This window comes from Celerinatantimonas diazotrophica, assembly GCF_004339545.1.
Classification (GTDB): Bacteria; Pseudomonadota; Gammaproteobacteria; order Enterobacterales; family Celerinatantimonadaceae; genus Celerinatantimonas; species Celerinatantimonas diazotrophica.
In genome coordinates, this window is the sequence record NZ_SMGD01000012.1 from 42,562 (window position 1) to 60,115 (window position 17,554).

Below are 17,554 nucleotides of genomic sequence, written 5' to 3' on the forward strand. Positions count from 1 at the left end.
ATGAGGGGCGTTGACGCCCCTTTTCTTTTGAGCCATGCTTAAGCTTTATCAGGGACGCTGTAAAAGCTGTATGAAAAGATGGACAAAACTTGTCATCGCGTTGAGCTTCTTTAGTAGTGGTTTAGCGTTGGCTCAGTCCCCCTCTTATCACGTGGGATTAGCGCATCTGACTGTCGCTGCGCGGGGCTCATCGCCCGCCTTTGCGTTGACGGTGATGTATCCAACGATGGCGCAATCATCGCGAGTCCATTTTGGCCCATATTCCTTGCCTGTAGCCCTTTCAGCCCCCGTCGCCCAAGGGCGGTTTGCTTTAGTGATTTTATCTCATGGGTCTGCAGGTAGTGGGATTAACTATCGAATGCTCGCATTGACATTGGTCAGGCATGGTTACATCGTCGGACTCCCTTTGCATCCAGGAGATAATTATCGTGATAGTTCGCAAGCCGGACTCCTTTCGGTTTGGCGAAATCGACCCAAACAAATTGAATACGCCATTGATCGCTTAGTCACCGATCGCTCTATGGCCACACATATTTTGCCGCATCGTATTGCTGTGATCGGGCATTCAGCCGGAGGATATGCGGCATTGGTTGCGGCTGGAGGAAAAGCAGATACGCCAGCCATGATTGACTATTGTCATACTCATCTAAGGTCAGCTGAACCCACTTGCCAGCGGGTGAAGAATGGGCAATTACCACCTGCGCAGATTGAGCAAACTGCCGACTCGCGAATCAAAGCGTTGGTATTACTCGCTCCGGTTGGAATATTCTTTCGCCGTCATGATTCGTTAGCGCTCGTTACCCAGCCGGTATTGTTAATTACAGCTCAAGCCGACTCCGTCTTAACGCCAAGTGATAATGCTGAGCTAATCGCCAAACGATTACCGAACCAACGTCAACTGGTCAATCAGCTGATCCCAAATGCAGGACATTTTTCTTTTTTGAGTCCATTTCCAAAGGCTCTTCAAGGAAAAGTCGGGGTGGTAGGGGAAGATCCATCAGGGTTTGATCGGCGCTCATTTCAGCATCAATTGGGACGAAGGATCGTTGCTTTTTTTCAGCACAGTTTGAGCAAATTTTGAGACGATTCGTTAGCTGAATTTGACACTCGTAAACGGTGTTATTTTGCATCGATTATTGAGCGAAAAAAATTGTAATTTACTACTCGTCAAAGGCAAAAAACAGGACTATTATCGCGCTCCTAAAACTGTCTTTTTTACGAAGTATTCCCGTGCGATTCACTTATCAATCTGCTTGGCTTCCAGTGATCAGCTTGGCTATAGCCGCGTTCACTTTTTCAACGTCTGAGTTTATGCCGGTAGGATTACTCAGTGACATTAGCCAGAGCTACCATACTCCTGTTGCTGATGCTGGTTTATTGATGACGATTTATGCCTGGACCGTTTCTTTAACCTCTTTACCTTGCATGTTGCTCACCCGCAAAATCGATCGGCGAGTGATGGTGTTACGAGCCTTCATTTTGTTTATCGCAGGCCAGCTTCTATGCTCGATCGCTTGGAATTTTGCAGTCTTAGTCATTGCTCGAATGGCTGTTGCAGTTGCGCATGCGATCTTTTGGGCCATTACCGCTTCAATCGCGATGCGTATTGCCCCGGTCAATGGGCAAACTAAGGCTTTGAGCCTGCTAGTGATGGGCACATCTTTGGCGGCTATTTTAGGGTTGCCGTGCGGGCGGATTTTAGGAGAACTTTTTAACTGGCGAATCGCTTTTTTAGCGATCGGATTATTGGCTCTGGGATGCTTTATCCTGCTTTGGTTTCAACTGCCAGCTTTAGCCAGCCAAAATAGCGGTTCACTGCACTCGCTGCCAACTTTGTTTAAAAAACCCAATCTATTGCTTATGTACTGGCTGATGCTAGTTCTAACCGCTGGCCACTTTTGTGCCTATGGCTATATAGAGCCGTTTATAACAACGGTGGCTCACGGTGGAAATCATCTCATTACTGCCGTGTTGTTTATATTTGGATTTGCTGGAATTATTGCCAGCAGCTTGTTTAGTAAGTTCAACCGTTACCCGTTTATGTTATTAGCTGGCTCTATGCTCGCCCAAGCGATGGCGACTGGGTTATTATTCGTGTTTTCTGCCTCAGCTGATATGCTACTCATTTTATCATTGATCTGGTCGATGGCGATTACCTGGAGTGCTTTGGCCTTACAATTGAATGTCCTAAAAATTGCCCATGAGGCGGTTGATGTTGCTACATCTTTATACTCAACCATCTACAACACAGGGGTCGGTATAGGGACCTTAGTTGGCGGTCAAGTTGTACTGACCCGCGGTATTGGTCATATTGGCGATGTGGCCGCCCTAATGGCGTTTGTCGCTCTGGGATGTTACTACTTGTCCCAAGCGCATCTGTTTTTTCATTCAGCTCGGACTCGCCATAAACTGCCTTAGTGGGTGCAGGGAACTGATTAGCGAGACAAGTTGTAGGACTGCGAATAAATTGACGAAAATTTCTGCGCTTGAACTTGCGTTTTGCTCGCCACTACGTATAATAGCGCAGCTTAATTAGTAAGTCGTCGGGCAATATGTCCGCCCGGTTTCAATGAGAAACTGGTAACAAAGCTTCCGATTTGGAAGCAACTGTTAGTCGTCGCGCGCACCACCATCCCCGGATTTCGGATATGGATGAGTTGGTGTGTGTTAGGTTCTTTTTATTTATTTGGAGCTCTGGTCAATGCAGAACCAAAGAATCCGCATCCGCTTGAAAGCGTTTGATCATCGCCTGATTGATCAATCGACAGCGGAAATCGTAGAAACTGCGAAACGTACAGGCGCTCAGGTTCGTGGGCCAATCCCACTTCCAACTCGCAAAGAGCGTTTTACCGTACTGATTTCCCCTCACGTCAATAAAGATGCGCGCGATCAATATGAGATCCGCACTCACAAACGTCTGGTCGATATCGTTGAGCCAACTGATAAAACAGTTGATGCATTAATGCGTTTGGACCTGGCAGCTGGCGTTGATGTGCAAATCAGCTTGGGCTAAGCAGAGCTGGAAAGATAAGAGGTTTTTACAATGATTGGTCTAGTCGGTCGTAAAGTTGGAATGACTCGCATCTTCACTGAAGATGGTGCTTCAATTCCAGTTACCGTTATCGAATGTGAGCCAAACCGTGTGACTCGTGTTATTACCGAGGAATCAGACGGTTATCGCGCTCTGCAAGTGACCACTGGCACAAAAAAAGCGAATCGCATCAACAAACCTCAAGCTGGCCAATTTGCTAAGGCTAGTGTTGAAGCGGGTCGTGGCCTGTGGGAATTTCGTCTAAATGGCGAAGAAGGTGAAGAGATTGAAGTCGGCGGTGAGCTGAAAGTTGATCTGTTCAATGAAGTGAAAAAAGTAGACGTTACCGGTACTTCTAAAGGTAAAGGTTTCCAGGGTGGTGTGAAACGCTGGAACTTCCGTACCCAGGATATGACCCATGGTAACTCTTTGAGCCATCGTGCTCCGGGTTCTATTGGTCAAAACCAGACTCCGGGCCGTGTCTTCAAAGGTAAAAAAATGGCAGGTCATATGGGTGCTGAACGTGTCACTGTTCAGTCTCTGGAAGTAGTTCGTGTCGACGTTGAGCGCAATTTGTTACTGGTTAAAGGTGCAATCCCTGGCGCAACCAACAGCGACGTGATCGTTAAACCTGCTGTTAAAGCATAACGTCTGAGGAGATAGTAATGGAATTGGTATTGAAAGACGCTCAGAGCGCTCTTGAAGTTTCCGAAACTACCTTCGGGCGTGAGTTTAACGAAGCACTGGTTCATCAGGTGGTTGTTGCATATGCAGCTGGTGCCCGTCAGGGAACTCGTGCTCAAAAAACCCGCTCTGAGGTAGCTGGCGGTGGTAAGAAGCCATGGCGCCAGAAAGGTACTGGTCGTGCTCGTGCCGGTACTATCCGCTCGCCAATTTGGCGTAGTGGTGGTGTAACTTTCGCTGCGAAACCACAAGATCACAGTCAGAAAGTCAACACTAAAATGTATCGTGCTGCTATCCGCAGTATCCTGTCAGAACTTGTTCGTCAGGAACGTCTAGTTGTTGTTGAGAAGTTTGAAATTGAAGCTCCTAAAACTAAACAGCTGGTCGCGAAACTCAAAGAACTAGAATTGAGCGATGCTCTGATCGTGACAGCTGATGTCACTGAAAACTTGTTCTTAGCTGCGCGTAACTTGTATCGCGTCGATGTGCGTGATGTGGCGGGTCTTGACCCAGTCAGCTTAATCGCATTCGACAAAGTGTTGATCACAGCAGATGCTGTGAAGCAGATTGAGGAGTGGCTGAAATGATCAGTGAAGAGCGTCTGTTAAAAGTACTTTTGGCACCGCACGTCTCTGAAAAGAGCACTGTGTCTGCTGAAAACGACAACACAATCGTTTTTAAAGTTGCCACAACTGCTACTAAAGCTGAAATTAAAGCTGCTGTAGAGAAAATGTTTGAAGTTGAAGTAACCGGTGTACGTACCCTGAATGTAAAAGGGAAAAATAAACGTCACGGGATGCGCTTGGGCCATCGTAGCGATTGGAAAAAAGCTTACGTCACTTTGGCTGAAGGTGCAGACATCGACTTCGTTGGCGGCGCAGAGTAAGAGGAGTTTCTTAAAATGGCTATTGTTAAAACTAAGCCTACATCTGCTGGTCGTCGCCACGTCGTTAAAGTGGTTAATAAAGACCTGCATAAAGGCAAGCCGTATGCTCCGCTGTTGGACACCAAAGGTAAATCTGGTGGTCGCAACAACAACGGCCGGATCACCGTACGTCACATCGGCGGTGGCCATAAACAGCATTATCGGATTATCGATTTTAAACGTAATAAAGACGATATTTCTGCAAAAGTAGAACGTCTGGAATATGATCCAAACCGTAGTGCAAACATTGCCTTGGTTTGTTATGCCGACGGTGAACGTCGTTACATCCTGGCTGCCAAAGGCATGCAGGCTGGCGACCAAATCGCAAACGGTATTCATGCGCCAATTAAAGCAGGTAACTGCTTGCCATTGCGTAATATTCCAGTTGGTTCAACTGTTCACGCAATCGAAATGAAACCTGGTAAAGGTGCTCAGCTCTCTCGTAGTGCTGGTGCTTATGCTCAGGTGGTAGCGCGTGAAGGCGAATATGTCACACTGCGTCTGCGCAGTGGCGAAATGCGCCGAGTTCTGGCTGATTGCCGTGCAACTCTGGGCGAAGTAGGTAACGCTGAGCACATGCTGCGTCAGTTAGGTAAAGCGGGTGCCAGCCGTTGGCGTGGTGTTCGTCCTACCGTACGTGGTGTTGCCATGAACCCTGTGGATCACCCACATGGTGGTGGTGAAGGCCGTACTTCTGGTGGTCGTCATCCTGTATCACCTTGGGGTCTGCCTACTAAAGGTAAGAAAACTCGCAGCAACAAGCGTACCGATAAATATATTGTACGTCGTCGTACATCTAAGAAATAAGAGGATTCACCATGCCACGTTCTCTCAAGAAAGGTCCATTTATTGACCTGCACTTGCTGAAGAAGGTAGAGAAAGCGGTGGAAAGCGGGGAAAAAAAACCAATTAAAACTTGGTCCCGTCGTTCAACGATCTTCCCTAATATGATCGGGTTGACCATCGCTGTCCATAATGGTCGTCAGCACGTTCCAGTTTTTGTCACCGACGAAATGGTTGGTCATAAACTGGGTGAATTTGCACCAACTCGCACTTATCGCGGCCATGCTGCTGATAAGAAAGCGAAAAAGCGTTAAGGGGAAAGTGATGGAAGCATTAGCTAAACACCGTTTTGCCCGTACTTCTCCACAGAAAGCCCGTCTGGTCGCTGACCTGATTCGTGGATTGCCTGTTGAGAAAGCCTTGGCTGAGTTGACTTTCAATAACAAAAAAGCATCTGCTTTAGTTAAGAAAGTTTTAGAATCTGCTATCGCTAACGCTGAGCATAACGAAGGTGCAGATATTGACGAGTTGAAAGTTGCCAAAATCTTTGTTGATGTTGGCCCGACTCTGAAACGTGTACGTCCGCGTGCAAAAGGCCGAGCAGACCGCATTATCAAGCGTACCAGCCACATTACTGTGGTTGTATCTGATAACTAGGAGATAAGCAATGGGTCAGAAAGTACATCCTAATGGTATTCGCCTAGGTATCGTCAAACCATGGAACTCTACCTGGTATGCTGATAAAGGCGAGTATGCAGCAAATTTAAATAGCGACCACGAAGTGCGTCAGTTCTTAACTAAAGAACTGAAAAATGCGTCTGTGGCTCGCATCGTGATCGAACGTCCTGCGAAAAGCATCCGTGTGACTATTCACACAGCTCGCCCAGGTGTTGTGATCGGTAAAAAAGGTGAAGATGTTGAAAAGCTTCGTAAACGCGTGGCTAAACTAGCTGGAGTTCCAGCTCAGATCAACATCTCAGAAGTTCGTAAACCTGAACTAGACAGTCAGTTGGTTGGCGATTCTATCGCAAGTCAGCTGGAACGTCGTGTTATGTTCCGCCGTGCGATGAAACGTGCAGTGCAGAATGCTATTCGTTTGGGTGCGAAAGGTATCAAAGTTGAAGTCAGTGGCCGTTTAGGCGGTGCTGAGATCGCACGTACCGAATGGTATCGTGAAGGTCGTGTGCCATTGCACACTCTGCGTGCTGATATCGATTATGCAACTTCTGAAGCATCGACAACTTACGGCATTATTGGCGTGAAAGTTTGGATCTTCAAAGGTGAAGTACTGGGTGGTATGCCTGTTGCGCAACCTGAAGCTCCCGCTAAGCCAAAACGTAAAGATCGTCGCGGTAAATAGGAGACACGGTAATGTTGCAACCAAAACGTACTAAGTTCCGTAAGGTTCATAAAGGCCGTAACCGTGGTCTTGCTAAAGGTACTCAAGTAAGCTTCGGTGACTTTGGTCTTAAAGCGACCGGTCGTGGCCGTCTAACTGCTCGTCAAATCGAAGCAGCTCGTCGTGCAATGACTCGTCATATTAAACGTCAAGGTAAAATCTGGATCCGTATTTTCCCAGATAAACCTATTACTGAAAAACCCCTCGAAGTTCGTATGGGTAAAGGTAAAGGTAATGTGGAATATTGGGTCGCTCAGATCCAGCCAGGTAAAGTATTGTACGAAATGGATGGTGTTCCAGAATCTTTGGCACGCGAAGCATTTGAGTTGGCAGCGGCTAAACTGCCGATTAGTACTACTTTCGTAACTCGGACGGTAATGTGATGAAAGCTAGCGAACTTAAAGACAAAAGTGTTGAAGAGCTGAATACAGAGCTGTTAAGCCTGTTGCGTGAGCAATTCAACCTGCGCATGCAAGCAAGCACGGGTCAGTTGGCTCAAACACATTTGCTGAAAAATGTGCGCCGTAACATCGCACGTGTAAAAACCATTCTGAATCAGAAGGCAGGTGCGTAAATGAGCGAAACTATCCGTACATTACAAGGTAAAGTGATCAGTGACAAAATGGACAAATCGATTGTTGTCCTGATCGAACGTCGTGTAAAACACCCTGTATATGGGAAATTCATGACTCGTACTACTAAATTGCACGTACATGATGAAAACAATGCCGCTACTCAAGGCGATGTTGTGATTGTCAAAGAGTGCCGCCCAATTTCTAAGACTAAGTCTTGGACTTTGGTTGATGTAGTCGAAAAAGCCTAAAATATCAAAGGGCTCTATACGAGCCCTTTATATCCTTCCAGTAAGAATTCGAGCTATCCTCTTCGTCTCTACGTTGACACAATGAACCCATAAGCATTAGTGGTCAGAGCCTTTTTTTTAAGGTAATGTTTCAAGCTCTGCCAAGGAAGCGACTTATGTTTGAAGAACAACAACTACGGTCCTATCTCACCTTTGATCGCCCAAGCTGGTCAAGACTGCGTAATTCTGTGCCATTAACACTGACAGAAGGCGAGTTACAAGGACTGCGGGGTATTAATGAAGCCATCTCGCTAGAAGAAGTCCGAGATACTTATCTGCCGTTATCGCGACTGGTTAATCTTTACGTGAAGTCGCGCCAAGACCGTCGTAAGGTGACCGGTGAATTTCTGGGGCACAGTCATAAAATCCCATTCTTTATCGGGATTGCTGGCAGTGTCGCTGTCGGAAAAAGTACCACGGCCCGGATTTTACAAGCCCTGTTAGACCGCTGGAGTGAACATCCTAAAGTGGCTCTGGTGACAACCGATGGCTTTTTATATCCCAATGCTGAGCTAAAAAAGCGCGATATCATGCATCGTAAAGGGTTTCCCGAGAGTTATGATGTGCGAACTTTGATTAAATTTATGGCGGACGTTAAGGCCGGACAACGTCAGGTAAAAGCCCCCGTTTATTCGCATGTCACTTACGATATTATGCCAAATCAGCATCGAGTGGTCGATCAGCCGGATATTCTCATCCTCGAAGGGCTTAATGTGTTACAGGCTAATCCGACAGATGATGCTGGAGTACGCCGTTTTGTTTCAGATTACCTAGATTTCTCTATTTATGTTGATGCCGAGATTGAGCAACTTGAACAATGGTATATTCAACGATTTTTGACGTTTCGCAAAGGTGCCTTTAGTGACCCCAACAGCTACTTTAATCATTATGCTAATCTGAACGATGAAGAAGCGGTTCGAGTTGCTCGTGAAATCTGGCGAAGTATCAACTTGGTGAATCTTAAAGATAATATTTTGCATACTCGCAATAAGGCGGATTTGATCTTGCATAAAGGCGCCAGCCATCGCATGGAACAAGTTTTGTTGCGCCATTAATGATAAGGGCTAATTAGTTCAGGCCCATCTTTACGAAGGTACTTACTTATGAACGATGCCCGGGCTTATCATACCTTTGCTGTATCGGCGAAGGTTGGCCAGGTTCTGGTGATTCGTAACCTCGATGATCTTAAATCACTTCATTCCCTTAGTGGCGCGGGTAAACCATGGGTGTGTTGTGGTGAAGGTTCTAACTTATTGTTTGTGGGTGATTATGAGGGGACATTAGTTGTTAATCGACTCCGATCTCGCCAACTTATCGAGTGCAATGATGCATGGCTAATAGAAGCTGCCGCAGGAGAAAACTGGCATGAGCTAGTTTGTTGGCTCGTCTCTCGCAATGTGGGCGGTTTAGAAAATTTAGCATTAATTCCGGGCTCCGTCGGTGCCGCTCCAGTCCAAAACATCGGTGCTTATGGCGCTGAATTGAGTGATTTTTGCCATTGGGTTGAAATCTGGGACAGCCATACTGAGCAATTTTCTCGACTGACTCATGCTCAATGCCAGTTTGGTTATCGCTCTAGCATATTCAAAACACCACAAATGCAAGGGTGTATTGTAACTCGGGTTGGACTTAAACTGAGTAAACAATGGCAGCCGAATTTAAACTACGGATCTCTGCAATCACTTGATTCTGATTCGGTTAGCATTTCACAAGTGTTTGATATGATATGCCAGACGCGCAGGCTTAAACTGCCCGACCCTAAAAAGGTAGGGAACGCTGGAAGTTTTTTTAAAAACCCAATTGTTGAGCGTCAATGGGTCGAACGTTTTCAACCGCTTTATGCGCAGATCCCAATTTACCCGTTACCTGACGGAACATTTAAAGTTGCCGCTGGCTGGCTGATTGAGCAGTGCGGCCTGAAGGGGGTTAAAATGGGGGGAGCCGGGGTTCATGCTAAACAAGCACTTGTGTTGATCAATGAGTCAGGTCATGCCAGCGGTGCCGAGATTGTTCGTCTGGCCGGTCATATTCAGGATGAGGTTTATCAGAAATTTGCGATTAGGCTTGACCCTGAGGTTTTATTCATCAGTACAGAAGGATTTGTAAACCCACAAGAGGTATTGTCCAACTATGCAAAGTCATGACAAAGCATTTGTATTGCTGCATCGCTTAAGTGATGGCCACTTTCATTCAGGCCAAGTATTAGCGGATGCTTTGGGAGTTTCTCGCACCTCGATTGCTAGCTACATTCACCAGTTACAGGCAATGGCAGTGGATATTTATTCAGTCAAAGGGCGTGGTTATTGTTTGGCTCATCCTATCTCACTGCTTGATGAAACGCTGTTACAAAGTAAAGTGAAGGCCCCGGTCCATGTCTTTTCTGAAATGGATTCGACCAATAGCTGGATGATGCACCGCTTAGAGCAGCTCGAGCATGGTGAGCTGGTCAGCTGTGATTACCAAAGCGCAGGACGGGGTCGAAGAGGGCGTAGTTTCGCGTCTGCAGTTGCAGGGCAGCTGCCATTTTCATTGCACTGGACTTTTGAAGGTGGCTTTGAAAGCATGCAGGGGCTAAGTCTGGTCGTGGGAATTGCTGTGGCGGAAGCACTCAAACAGCTAGGTTTTGAACATATTGGTCTGAAATGGCCCAATGATATCTATGCCGGATATGCTAAATTAGCGGGTATTTTGATTGAAATGAATGGCCAGCCGCAACAACTGCTGCATATTGTTGCCGGGATTGGCTTGAACATTCGCCTCGGTGAAGTCAGGGATTCGATAGATCAACCAGTTACGGATTTGAGCCAGCTTTCTGAGTCATTTATTGACCGCAATACACTGTTGTTAACCTGTTATCAGCATCTCATGCAGGCCTATGAGCAATTTTGCCAATCTGGGTTGGCGCCATTTATTGAGCGTTGGAATCAGCTGGATATTTTCCATGGTGAAAGCGTTAAATTGATTTTTTCCGATGGTCACGTGGTCAATGGCAAGGTCAATGGGATTGACTCACAAGGGAAGTTGCTTTTAAATCAGCTAGGTAATTTGCGCTCTTTCGACGCAGGAGAGGTTTCTTTAAGACCCCAATAATGCGATTTTTGAATGAAAAGTATGCATTTAATCGCTAAAGTCAGTTTTTTTTCAATTTAGCGGTTGCAATTAAAAATCGGATTACCTAGAATGCGCAGCACTTAACGACGCCGACTTAGCTCAGTAGGTAGAGCAACTGACTTGTAATCAGTAGGTCGCCAGTTCGATTCCGGCAGTCGGCACCATCGTTAGGTTAAAATATGGAGGGGTTCCCGAGCGGCCAAAGGGAGCAGACTGTAAATCTGCCGCGAAAGCTTCGATGGTTCGAATCCGTCCCCCTCCACCATTTTTCTCGGTTTGAGGTGGTCTGAAAAGAGACTAAAAGCGGGCATCGTATAATGGCTATTACCTCAGCCTTCCAAGCTGATGATGCGGGTTCGATTCCCGCTGCCCGCTCCAGCGCTGATATAGCTCAGTTGGTAGAGCGCACCCTTGGTAAGGGTGAGGTCGGCAGTTCAAATCTGCCTATCAGCACCAGCTCTTTAGCCCTACCTGAGACCGATTATTTACTTTTTAATCAACAACCTTTGGTGCTAGAACACCAGTTGACTCCTTGTATGAGGGACGATCATGTCTAAAGAAAAATTTGAACGTTCGAAACCGCACGTTAACGTTGGCACCATCGGTCACGTTGACCACGGTAAAACTACACTGACTGCCGCGATTACAACTGTTTTGGCAAAAACTTATGGTGGTGCAGCAAAAGACTTCGCTGCGATTGATAATGCGCCTGAAGAACGTGAACGTGGTATTACCATTAACACTTCTCATGTTGAGTATGATACTCCTAACCGCCACTATGCGCACGTTGATTGCCCTGGACACGCTGACTATGTGAAAAACATGATCACTGGTGCAGCTCAGATGGACGGTGCAATTCTGGTTGTTGCTGCAACTGACGGTCCTATGCCTCAGACTCGTGAACACATCCTGCTGTCTCGTCAGGTTGGTGTTCCTTACATCATTGTGTTCATGAACAAATGTGACATGGTTGATGATGAAGAGCTGCTCGAACTGGTTGAAATGGAAGTTCGTGAACTGCTGACTGAATATGACTTCCCAGGTGATGACCTGCCTGTAATTCAAGGTAGTGCATTAGGTGCCCTGAACGGCGAAGCTCAGTGGGAAGAAAAAATTATCGAATTGGCAACAGCTCTGGATGAAAACATCCCAGAACCAGTTCGTGATATCGACCACCCATTCTTGCTGCCTATTGAAGACGTATTCTCAATCTCAGGTCGTGGTACTGTGGTCACTGGTCGTGTTGAACGTGGTATTCTGACTGTTGGTGACGATGTCGAAATCGTTGGTATTAAAGATACTACTAAAACGACTTGTACCGGTGTTGAAATGTTCCGCAAAATGCTGGATGAAGGCCGTGCTGGTGAAAACGTTGGTGCGCTGTTGCGTGGTACTAAACGTGATGACGTTGAGCGTGGTCAGGTTCTGGCTAAACCAGGTACAATTACTCCTCACACTCAATTCGAAGCTGAAGTGTATGTACTGAGCAAAGAAGAAGGTGGTCGTCATACTCCTTTCTTTAAAGGTTACCGTCCACAGTTCTACTTCCGTACAACTGACGTAACTGGTGCTGTTGAACTGCCTGAAGGCGTTGAAATGGTTATGCCTGGCGACAACGTGAAATTCACTGTCGAATTGATCTGCCCAATCGCAATGGACGAAGGTCTGCGTTTTGCGATTCGTGAAGGTGGTCGTACAGTTGGTGCTGGCGTGGTTTCTAAAATCATCGCTTAATCACAACTTAGTGAATTGCTGATAAAAAGGTCGCTGATGCGACCTTTTTTCATTTCCCCTTATTGATGTATTCCCTTCTTAATTTTCTTTCTCTGACAACTTAGCGGCTAATTGAACGAGATACCGCGTTATTAATTTATAGATAAAATACTTTATAATCCGATTGGGTTGTACTTAGCGGAAAAAGCTGTCTATTTCTTCAGCCTTGCTAAATGATTTATCGGTGGTGTGAGGAGTTTTAACCGATATTTAATAACGACTTCATATGTTAAAGGATTTTAGTGGGTGCTTTTCTGTTGGTTATCTTAGCTTTGGGAAGTTTTGCAGCCTAGGCATCGATTTATTCTTATAAAGTTATTAATGGGAAAGTTGTCTACCAGCGTGATGCGAATAAGACCAAATTGGCGATTAAAGCAGTCAACCCGCAAGACTTTAAAGTGGTTTTTAAAAAGGACTAGATAGCGATTGCATCATAAAAGGGCCAGATGTGATCATCGGTATGGCTATTCAGTTGGCAATGTCAGAACTACCAACACAATGATGAGCCTATGTGCCAAAAGGTAGCGCCATAAATTATTTTTATTCTGGATTAGAATCGAGCTCAATTTGAACTGCTGAATGGGGACAAGAGGCTCTATGGAATTTTGCGATTTATCTCATTCATTCTGTCTTAATTGTGGCTCGTTTAAGCATCTTTTAATGAGAATCCGCCTTGAGAGCAAAATTTAAAGAGTCGTTGGTTAATTGCGTTGAATGGGGGAGCGCCAAATCTTGCCGCTTGATATAGTTGCAGATGTTGAGTGGAATGTAATGCTGGGTTATCAGAGATTTACTTAAGTTAATAAACCATTCTTTGCGGAGGTTGTATGCTCAAAGCCTTTCACCATATTGCGATTATTTGTCGTGACTATCCACTTTCAAAGTATTTTTACCATGAAATTTTAGGGCTTGCGATTATCCACGAACATTATCGCCGTGACCGGGATTCTTATAAATTAGACTTAGCATTGCCCGGTGGGGGACAAATTGAGTTATTTTCATTTACCAACCCGCCGGCTCGGGTGAGTCAACCGGAAGCGTGTGGACTGCGCCATCTCGCTTTTGCAGTCGAGTCGTTAGAACCTGTCATTGACCATCTTGAGGCCAATGACATTGTTGTTGAACCGATTCGGATCGACCCCATCACCAACCAGCGCTTTACTTTTTTTAAAGACCCTGATGATTTACCGTTGGAGCTTTATGAAACGCTGCGCTGAGCCGTACTAAATTTTTCCACAAATCGATTGATATCTGCTTTTTCATCCTGCCAGGGCAGTAGATTTCTGATATTATATGACACAAGTAGAGTTGTACTCGACAAAGGGTTACAATTTTTGTGAAAGCCCCTATAATATGGGGCTTTATTTACAGGGGTGTAGTTCGAATTGGTAGAACGGCGGTCTCCAAAACCGATGGTTGGGGGTTCGAGTCCCTCCGCCCCTGCCAAAAGTGCGCGTGCGCCGGTAATCGATGCATCTCGATTCGGTCGATACAGTCAAATAAAGCGCTAGTGGCGCTGTTTAAAGTGTGGGATAACAGGTAGTTTATGTCAACGAATACAGAGAACCAACGCGGATCTATGGATGGTTTAAAATGGGGATTAGTCGTCATTCTTCTCGCCGCATCCGTGGTCGGTAACTATTATTATTCAACAGAAGTTTCTGTTCTGTTTCGGGTTATCGGTGTAGTGATTGCTGTTGGCCTAGCGTTCGGTGTTGCAATGCTAACAACGAAAGGAAAGGCTACATGGACTTTTGCTAAAGAAGCGCGCATAGAAGTTCGTAAAGTGGTCTGGCCGACACGCCAGGAAACGATGCAGACAACATTAATGGTCCTTGCCGTGTCTGCCGTTGTGGCACTGGTGTTGTGGGGACTTGATGGCGTATTGGTCCGTGCCGTGAGCTTTATAACAGGGGTGAGTATTTAAATGAGTGAAGAACTGAAAAAACGCTGGTATGTAGTACAGGCATTTTCTGGCTATGAAGCCCGTGTCGCTAAATCCCTGCGCGAGCACATTAAGATCCACAACCAAGAAGATTTATTTGGTGAAGTCTTAGTTCCGACTGAAGAAGTCGTTGAGATGCGTGCGGGCCAAAAACGTAAAAGCGAACGCAAGTTCTTCCCCGGTTATGTGCTTGTTCAGATGCACATGAACGATGAAAGTTGGCATCTCGTTCGTAATGTGCCGCGGGTGATGGGTTTCATTGGTGGCACCCCAGAGCGTCCAGCACCAATTAGTGACCGTGAGGCAGCTAATATCCTAGATCGCCTTAATGAGTCTGCTGATAAGCCGCGTCCAAAAACATTGTTCGAGCCTGGTGAAGTGGTTCGAGTGACCGATGGCCCATTTGCCGATTTTAATGGCACCATCGAAGAAGTTGATTATGAGAAAAACCGCGTTAAAGTATCGGTTTTGATCTTTGGTCGTGCAACACCGGTTGAGTTAGAATTTGGTCAAGTCGAAAAAGGTTGATCGAATTTTCGCCTAAATGGTTGTGATAGGGCAGAGGATATTTTATAATCCGCTGCCCTTTTGTTATATCGGGAAGCCAAAGTCAATTAGTGACCTAGGCGTTTGAACCCAATTTAGAGGTAATTATGGCTAAGAAAGTCGAAGCTTATATCAAGCTACAGGTTGCAGCTGGCGCTGCTAACCCAAGTCCACCAGTTGGTCCTGCTCTGGGTCAGCATGGTGTGAACATCATGGAATTTTGTAAAGCGTTTAACGCTCGTACTGATAGCCTTGAAAAAGGTGCACCAGTCCCTGTCGTTATCACAGTATACAATGACCGTTCTTTCACTTTTGAAACGAAAACACCACCTGCATCATTCCTGCTTAAAAAAGCAGCAGGCATCAAATCAGGTTCTGGTGTTCCTAACAAAGAGAAAGTTGGTACAGTAACTCGTGCGCAACTAGAAGAAATCGCGAAAGTTAAAGAAGCCGATATGACTGGTGCTGATTTAGACGCGATGGTTCGTTCAATCGAAGGTTCAGCCCGTGCAATGGGCCTGGTAGTAGAGGGCTAAGACGATGGCAAAACTTTCTAAACGTATGCGTACTATCCGCGAAAAAGTGGATGCAACTAAAGATTACTCAATCAACGAAGCGATTGCGTTGCTCAAAGAATTGGCAACTGCAAAATTCGTTGAAAGTGTTGATGCTTCAGTAAATTTGGGCATCGATGCTCGTAAATCTGATCAAAACGTCCGTGGTGCAACAGTTCTACCACACGGTACTGGCCGTAGCGTTCGCGTTGCAGTGTTCACTCAAGGTGCAAACGCTGAAGCAGCTAAAGAAGCTGGTGCTGATATCGTGGGTATGGATGATTTGGCAGCCAAAGTAAAAGCTGGCGAAATGGACTTCGACGTCGTTATCGCATCTCCTGATGCAATGCGCGTAGTTGGTCAATTAGGTCAGATCTTAGGTCCACGTGGCCTGATGCCAAACCCGAAAGTTGGTACTGTAACGCCTAACGTTGCTGAAGCGGTTAATAACGCTAAAGCTGGTCAGGTTCGTTATCGTAACGACAAAAATGGTATTATCCATACGACTATCGGTAAAGCTGATTTTGACGATGACAAAATCAAAGCAAACTTAGAAGCGCTGCTGAGTGCTTTGCGTAAAGCAAAACCAGCACAGTCTAAAGGTCAATACATCAAGAAAGTAAGCCTGTCTACCACTATGGGTGCTGGCGTTTCTATTGATGTGGCTTCTTTAGAACAGTTAGCCTAATAAATTCTAGGTTTACAAGGTCGCGCAATTGATGTAAAATTGCGCGCCTTATCTTTATGGGTCTGGGTTAATTTTAGCCCACGTCCAAGACCGCAGGAGATGAGCTTTCATCTTAAATACCCTGCGCAGACGGTGAAAGAACCCTGAATAGTTTTTATGACTTATTCTGGATCTGTAGCCGTACAGAGCCCTGATTGATTCAATTAGGGGATCATTAGTACTAGGTTATTACCTAGTTTGGAATCCAGGAGTAAAGCCAATGGCATTAAGACTCGAAGACAAAAAGCAAATTGTCGCTGACGTCAACGAAGCTGCCAAAGGTGCCCTTTCTGCTGTTACAGCTGACTCTCGCGGTGTAACTGTAGACGCTATGACTCAATTACGTGCTAAAGCACGTGAAGCAGGCGTTTACATGCGTGTTGTTCGCAACACATTAGCACGTCGCGCGGTGGAAGGAACTGACTACGAATGTCTGGTTGATACCTTTAAAGGTCCAACTCTGATTGCATTTTCGAACGAACATCCAGGAGCTGCGGCTCGTTTGTTCACTGATTTTGCAAAAGAACAAGCCGACTTCGAAGTTAAAGCTGCAGCATTTGAAGGTGCATTAGCAGACGTAAACGTTTTGGCGAAACTGCCAACATACGACGAAGCTATCGCGAAATTGATGGCAACAATGAAAGAAGCTGCCGCAGGCAAATTGGTTCGTACCATTGCTGCGATTCGCGATCAGAAAGAGCAAGTGGCAGCCTAATTTGCAATTTGCTGCTTAACTGTTTAAATTTTTATCTAAGATTTAGGATTTTGAGTCATGTCTATCACTAAAGACCAAATCATCGAAGCTGTTGCTGAAATGTCAGTAATGGACGTAGTTGAATTAATTGAAGCAATGGAAGAAAAATTCGGCGTTACCGCAGCAGCAGCTGTTGTTGCCGGTGGTGCAGGCGAAGCTGCTGCAGTTGAAGAACAAACTGAGTTTGACGTTGTCCTGAAAGCGGCTGGCGCGAACAAAGTTGCAGCTATTAAAGCTGTTCGTAGTGCAACAGGTCTTGGCCTTAAAGAAGCAAAAGCTTTGGTTGAAGCTGCACCTACGCCAGTTAAAGAAGCCGTTTCTAAAGAAGAAGCTGAACAGCTTAAAGCTCAGCTTGAAGAAGCTGGTGCTGAAGTTGAAGTTAAGTAATCTGCGTTATAGTAGATTACAGCCTGAATAAGGCATTGGCTGGTGATTTTTTAATCACCGGCCTTTTTGCGCT

Annotated in this window: 24 protein-coding genes and 5 tRNA genes; all 29 read left to right on the forward strand. The window is 45.8% G+C overall.

All coding sequences use genetic code 11. The features are described 5' to 3' along the window. The first annotated feature begins 70 nt into the window (after positions 1-70). The 29 genes from EV690_RS06490 (at position 71) to rplL (ending at position 17,481) form a co-directional block, all read left to right on the forward strand. Positions 71-1,081 (forward strand): alpha/beta hydrolase family protein, encoded by a 1,011-nt coding sequence (locus tag EV690_RS06490; protein ID WP_165872684.1) that lies wholly within the window; start codon positions 71-73, stop codon positions 1,079-1,081. Positions 1,082-1,230: 149 nt separating this feature from the next. Next, positions 1,231-2,418, forward strand: coding sequence for a sugar transporter (locus EV690_RS06495; RefSeq protein WP_165872685.1), 1,188 nt, complete (start codon positions 1,231-1,233; stop codon positions 2,416-2,418). A gap of 283 nt (positions 2,419-2,701) precedes the next feature. Further along, complete coding sequence (rpsJ, locus tag EV690_RS06500) at positions 2,702-3,013, forward strand: 30S ribosomal protein S10 (protein ID WP_005307944.1); 312 nt, start codon at positions 2,702-2,704, stop codon at positions 3,011-3,013. Positions 3,014-3,043: 30 nt separating this feature from the next. Next, on the forward strand, positions 3,044-3,679 hold the full coding sequence (gene rplC / locus EV690_RS06505) for a 50S ribosomal protein L3 (protein WP_131912200.1): 636 nt from the start codon (positions 3,044-3,046) through the stop codon (positions 3,677-3,679). A 17-nt stretch (positions 3,680-3,696) separates the two neighbouring features. Continuing rightward, on the forward strand, positions 3,697-4,302 hold the full coding sequence (rplD, locus tag EV690_RS06510) for a 50S ribosomal protein L4 (RefSeq protein ID WP_131912201.1): 606 nt from the start codon (positions 3,697-3,699) through the stop codon (positions 4,300-4,302). After that, complete coding sequence (gene rplW / locus EV690_RS06515; RefSeq protein WP_131912202.1) at positions 4,299-4,601, forward strand: 50S ribosomal protein L23; 303 nt, start codon at positions 4,299-4,301, stop codon at positions 4,599-4,601. Before rplD ends, rplW begins: the two co-directional genes overlap by 4 nt. 15 nt (positions 4,602-4,616) lie before the next feature. Next, a complete protein-coding gene (gene rplB / locus EV690_RS06520) occupies positions 4,617-5,447 on the forward strand; it encodes a 50S ribosomal protein L2 (protein ID WP_131912203.1) in 831 nt (276 codons plus the stop codon). A gap of 11 nt (positions 5,448-5,458) precedes the next feature. Then, complete coding sequence (gene rpsS / locus EV690_RS06525) at positions 5,459-5,737, forward strand: 30S ribosomal protein S19 (RefSeq protein WP_131912204.1); 279 nt, start codon at positions 5,459-5,461, stop codon at positions 5,735-5,737. Positions 5,738-5,747: 10 nt separating this feature from the next. Next, positions 5,748-6,080, forward strand: a complete 333-nt coding sequence (gene rplV / locus EV690_RS06530) for a 50S ribosomal protein L22 (RefSeq protein ID WP_131912205.1) — start codon at positions 5,748-5,750, stop codon at positions 6,078-6,080. A gap of 10 nt (positions 6,081-6,090) precedes the next feature. Further along, positions 6,091-6,783 carry a 30S ribosomal protein S3 gene (rpsC, locus tag EV690_RS06535; RefSeq protein ID WP_131912206.1) on the forward strand — a complete coding sequence of 231 codons (693 nt, stop codon included), beginning with the start codon at positions 6,091-6,093 and terminating at the stop codon, positions 6,781-6,783. A gap of 11 nt (positions 6,784-6,794) precedes the next feature. Next, entirely contained in the window at positions 6,795-7,205 is a 411-nt protein-coding gene (gene rplP / locus EV690_RS06540) for a 50S ribosomal protein L16 (protein ID WP_131912207.1), read from the forward strand. Further along, positions 7,205-7,396 (forward strand): 50S ribosomal protein L29, encoded by a 192-nt coding sequence (rpmC, locus tag EV690_RS06545; RefSeq protein ID WP_131912208.1) that lies wholly within the window; start codon positions 7,205-7,207, stop codon positions 7,394-7,396. Before rplP ends, rpmC begins: the two co-directional genes overlap by 1 nt. Further along, positions 7,397-7,645, forward strand: coding sequence for a 30S ribosomal protein S17 (gene rpsQ / locus EV690_RS06550; protein WP_131912209.1), 249 nt, complete (start codon positions 7,397-7,399; stop codon positions 7,643-7,645). 155 nt (positions 7,646-7,800) lie between these two features. Next, positions 7,801-8,739 carry a type I pantothenate kinase gene (coaA, locus tag EV690_RS06555; protein WP_131912210.1) on the forward strand — a complete coding sequence of 313 codons (939 nt, stop codon included), beginning with the start codon at positions 7,801-7,803 and terminating at the stop codon, positions 8,737-8,739. Between the two features lie 48 nt (positions 8,740-8,787). Next, a complete protein-coding gene (gene murB, locus EV690_RS06560) occupies positions 8,788-9,828 on the forward strand; it encodes a UDP-N-acetylmuramate dehydrogenase (RefSeq protein WP_131912211.1) in 1,041 nt (346 codons plus the stop codon). After that, entirely contained in the window at positions 9,815-10,774 is a 960-nt protein-coding gene (gene birA / locus EV690_RS06565) for a bifunctional biotin--[acetyl-CoA-carboxylase] ligase/biotin operon repressor BirA (RefSeq protein ID WP_131912212.1), read from the forward strand. Before murB ends, birA begins: the two co-directional genes overlap by 14 nt. Positions 10,775-10,883: 109 nt before the next feature. Beyond that, positions 10,884-10,959, forward strand: a tRNA-Thr gene (locus EV690_RS06570). 17 nt (positions 10,960-10,976) lie between these two features. Then, a tRNA-Tyr gene (locus EV690_RS06575) sits at positions 10,977-11,060 on the forward strand. A 38-nt stretch (positions 11,061-11,098) separates the two neighbouring features. After that, a tRNA-Gly gene (locus EV690_RS06580) sits at positions 11,099-11,173 on the forward strand. 2 nt (positions 11,174-11,175) lie between these two features. Further along, positions 11,176-11,251: transfer RNA gene (locus tag EV690_RS06585), tRNA-Thr, on the forward strand. A 93-nt stretch (positions 11,252-11,344) separates the two neighbouring features. Further along, positions 11,345-12,529, forward strand: a complete 1,185-nt coding sequence (gene tuf / locus EV690_RS06590; protein WP_131912213.1) for an elongation factor Tu — start codon at positions 11,345-11,347, stop codon at positions 12,527-12,529. Between the two features lie 866 nt (positions 12,530-13,395). Further along, entirely contained in the window at positions 13,396-13,785 is a 390-nt protein-coding gene (gene gloA2 / locus EV690_RS06595; RefSeq protein WP_131912214.1) for an SMU1112c/YaeR family gloxylase I-like metalloprotein, read from the forward strand. 152 nt (positions 13,786-13,937) lie between these two features. Next, positions 13,938-14,014 (forward strand) — tRNA-Trp (locus tag EV690_RS06600). A gap of 100 nt (positions 14,015-14,114) precedes the next feature. Beyond that, positions 14,115-14,495 carry a preprotein translocase subunit SecE gene (gene secE, locus EV690_RS06605; protein ID WP_131912215.1) on the forward strand — a complete coding sequence of 127 codons (381 nt, stop codon included), beginning with the start codon at positions 14,115-14,117 and terminating at the stop codon, positions 14,493-14,495. Then, a complete protein-coding gene (gene nusG / locus EV690_RS06610; protein WP_131912216.1) occupies positions 14,496-15,041 on the forward strand; it encodes a transcription termination/antitermination protein NusG in 546 nt (181 codons plus the stop codon). It begins immediately after the preceding gene. A 125-nt stretch (positions 15,042-15,166) separates the two neighbouring features. Further along, entirely contained in the window at positions 15,167-15,595 is a 429-nt protein-coding gene (gene rplK, locus EV690_RS06615) for a 50S ribosomal protein L11 (protein WP_131912217.1), read from the forward strand. A 4-nt stretch (positions 15,596-15,599) separates the two neighbouring features. Further along, positions 15,600-16,301 carry a 50S ribosomal protein L1 gene (gene rplA / locus EV690_RS06620; RefSeq protein WP_131912218.1) on the forward strand — a complete coding sequence of 234 codons (702 nt, stop codon included), beginning with the start codon at positions 15,600-15,602 and terminating at the stop codon, positions 16,299-16,301. A 259-nt stretch (positions 16,302-16,560) separates the two neighbouring features. Further along, entirely contained in the window at positions 16,561-17,055 is a 495-nt protein-coding gene (rplJ, locus tag EV690_RS06625; protein ID WP_131912219.1) for a 50S ribosomal protein L10, read from the forward strand. 57 nt (positions 17,056-17,112) lie between these two features. Continuing rightward, on the forward strand, positions 17,113-17,481 hold the full coding sequence (gene rplL / locus EV690_RS06630; protein WP_131912220.1) for a 50S ribosomal protein L7/L12: 369 nt from the start codon (positions 17,113-17,115) through the stop codon (positions 17,479-17,481). Positions 17,482-17,554: the final 73 nt, after the last annotated feature.

What these genes read in the sequence shown, in the direction of transcription:
- gloA2 (WP_131912214.1), top strand. Translation starts at nt 13,396, where the DNA reads ATGCTCAAAGCCTTTCACCATATTGCGATTATTTGTCGTGACTATCCA.
- murB (WP_131912211.1), top strand. Translation starts at nt 8,788, where the DNA reads ATGAACGATGCCCGGGCTTATCATACCTTTGCTGTATCGGCGAAGGTT.
- tuf (WP_131912213.1), top strand. Translation starts at nt 11,345, where the DNA reads ATGTCTAAAGAAAAATTTGAACGTTCGAAACCGCACGTTAACGTTGGC.
- rplW (WP_131912202.1), top strand. Translation starts at nt 4,299, where the DNA reads ATGATCAGTGAAGAGCGTCTGTTAAAAGTACTTTTGGCACCGCACGTC.
- rpsC (WP_131912206.1), top strand. Translation starts at nt 6,091, where the DNA reads ATGGGTCAGAAAGTACATCCTAATGGTATTCGCCTAGGTATCGTCAAA.
- birA (WP_131912212.1), top strand. Translation starts at nt 9,815, where the DNA reads ATGCAAAGTCATGACAAAGCATTTGTATTGCTGCATCGCTTAAGTGAT.
- rpmC (WP_131912208.1), top strand. Translation starts at nt 7,205, where the DNA reads ATGAAAGCTAGCGAACTTAAAGACAAAAGTGTTGAAGAGCTGAATACA.
- rpsS (WP_131912204.1), top strand. Translation starts at nt 5,459, where the DNA reads ATGCCACGTTCTCTCAAGAAAGGTCCATTTATTGACCTGCACTTGCTG.
- rplL (WP_131912220.1), top strand. Translation starts at nt 17,113, where the DNA reads ATGTCTATCACTAAAGACCAAATCATCGAAGCTGTTGCTGAAATGTCA.
- rplJ (WP_131912219.1), top strand. Translation starts at nt 16,561, where the DNA reads ATGGCATTAAGACTCGAAGACAAAAAGCAAATTGTCGCTGACGTCAAC.
- rplD (WP_131912201.1), top strand. Translation starts at nt 3,697, where the DNA reads ATGGAATTGGTATTGAAAGACGCTCAGAGCGCTCTTGAAGTTTCCGAA.
- secE (WP_131912215.1), top strand. Translation starts at nt 14,115, where the DNA reads ATGTCAACGAATACAGAGAACCAACGCGGATCTATGGATGGTTTAAAA.
- EV690_RS06490 (WP_165872684.1), top strand. Translation starts at nt 71, where the DNA reads ATGAAAAGATGGACAAAACTTGTCATCGCGTTGAGCTTCTTTAGTAGT.
- rplA (WP_131912218.1), top strand. Translation starts at nt 15,600, where the DNA reads ATGGCAAAACTTTCTAAACGTATGCGTACTATCCGCGAAAAAGTGGAT.
- nusG (WP_131912216.1), top strand. Translation starts at nt 14,496, where the DNA reads ATGAGTGAAGAACTGAAAAAACGCTGGTATGTAGTACAGGCATTTTCT.
- rplP (WP_131912207.1), top strand. Translation starts at nt 6,795, where the DNA reads ATGTTGCAACCAAAACGTACTAAGTTCCGTAAGGTTCATAAAGGCCGT.
- rplK (WP_131912217.1), top strand. Translation starts at nt 15,167, where the DNA reads ATGGCTAAGAAAGTCGAAGCTTATATCAAGCTACAGGTTGCAGCTGGC.
- coaA (WP_131912210.1), top strand. Translation starts at nt 7,801, where the DNA reads ATGTTTGAAGAACAACAACTACGGTCCTATCTCACCTTTGATCGCCCA.
- rplV (WP_131912205.1), top strand. Translation starts at nt 5,748, where the DNA reads ATGGAAGCATTAGCTAAACACCGTTTTGCCCGTACTTCTCCACAGAAA.
- rpsJ (WP_005307944.1), top strand. Translation starts at nt 2,702, where the DNA reads ATGCAGAACCAAAGAATCCGCATCCGCTTGAAAGCGTTTGATCATCGC.
- rplC (WP_131912200.1), top strand. Translation starts at nt 3,044, where the DNA reads ATGATTGGTCTAGTCGGTCGTAAAGTTGGAATGACTCGCATCTTCACT.
- rpsQ (WP_131912209.1), top strand. Translation starts at nt 7,397, where the DNA reads ATGAGCGAAACTATCCGTACATTACAAGGTAAAGTGATCAGTGACAAA.
- rplB (WP_131912203.1), top strand. Translation starts at nt 4,617, where the DNA reads ATGGCTATTGTTAAAACTAAGCCTACATCTGCTGGTCGTCGCCACGTC.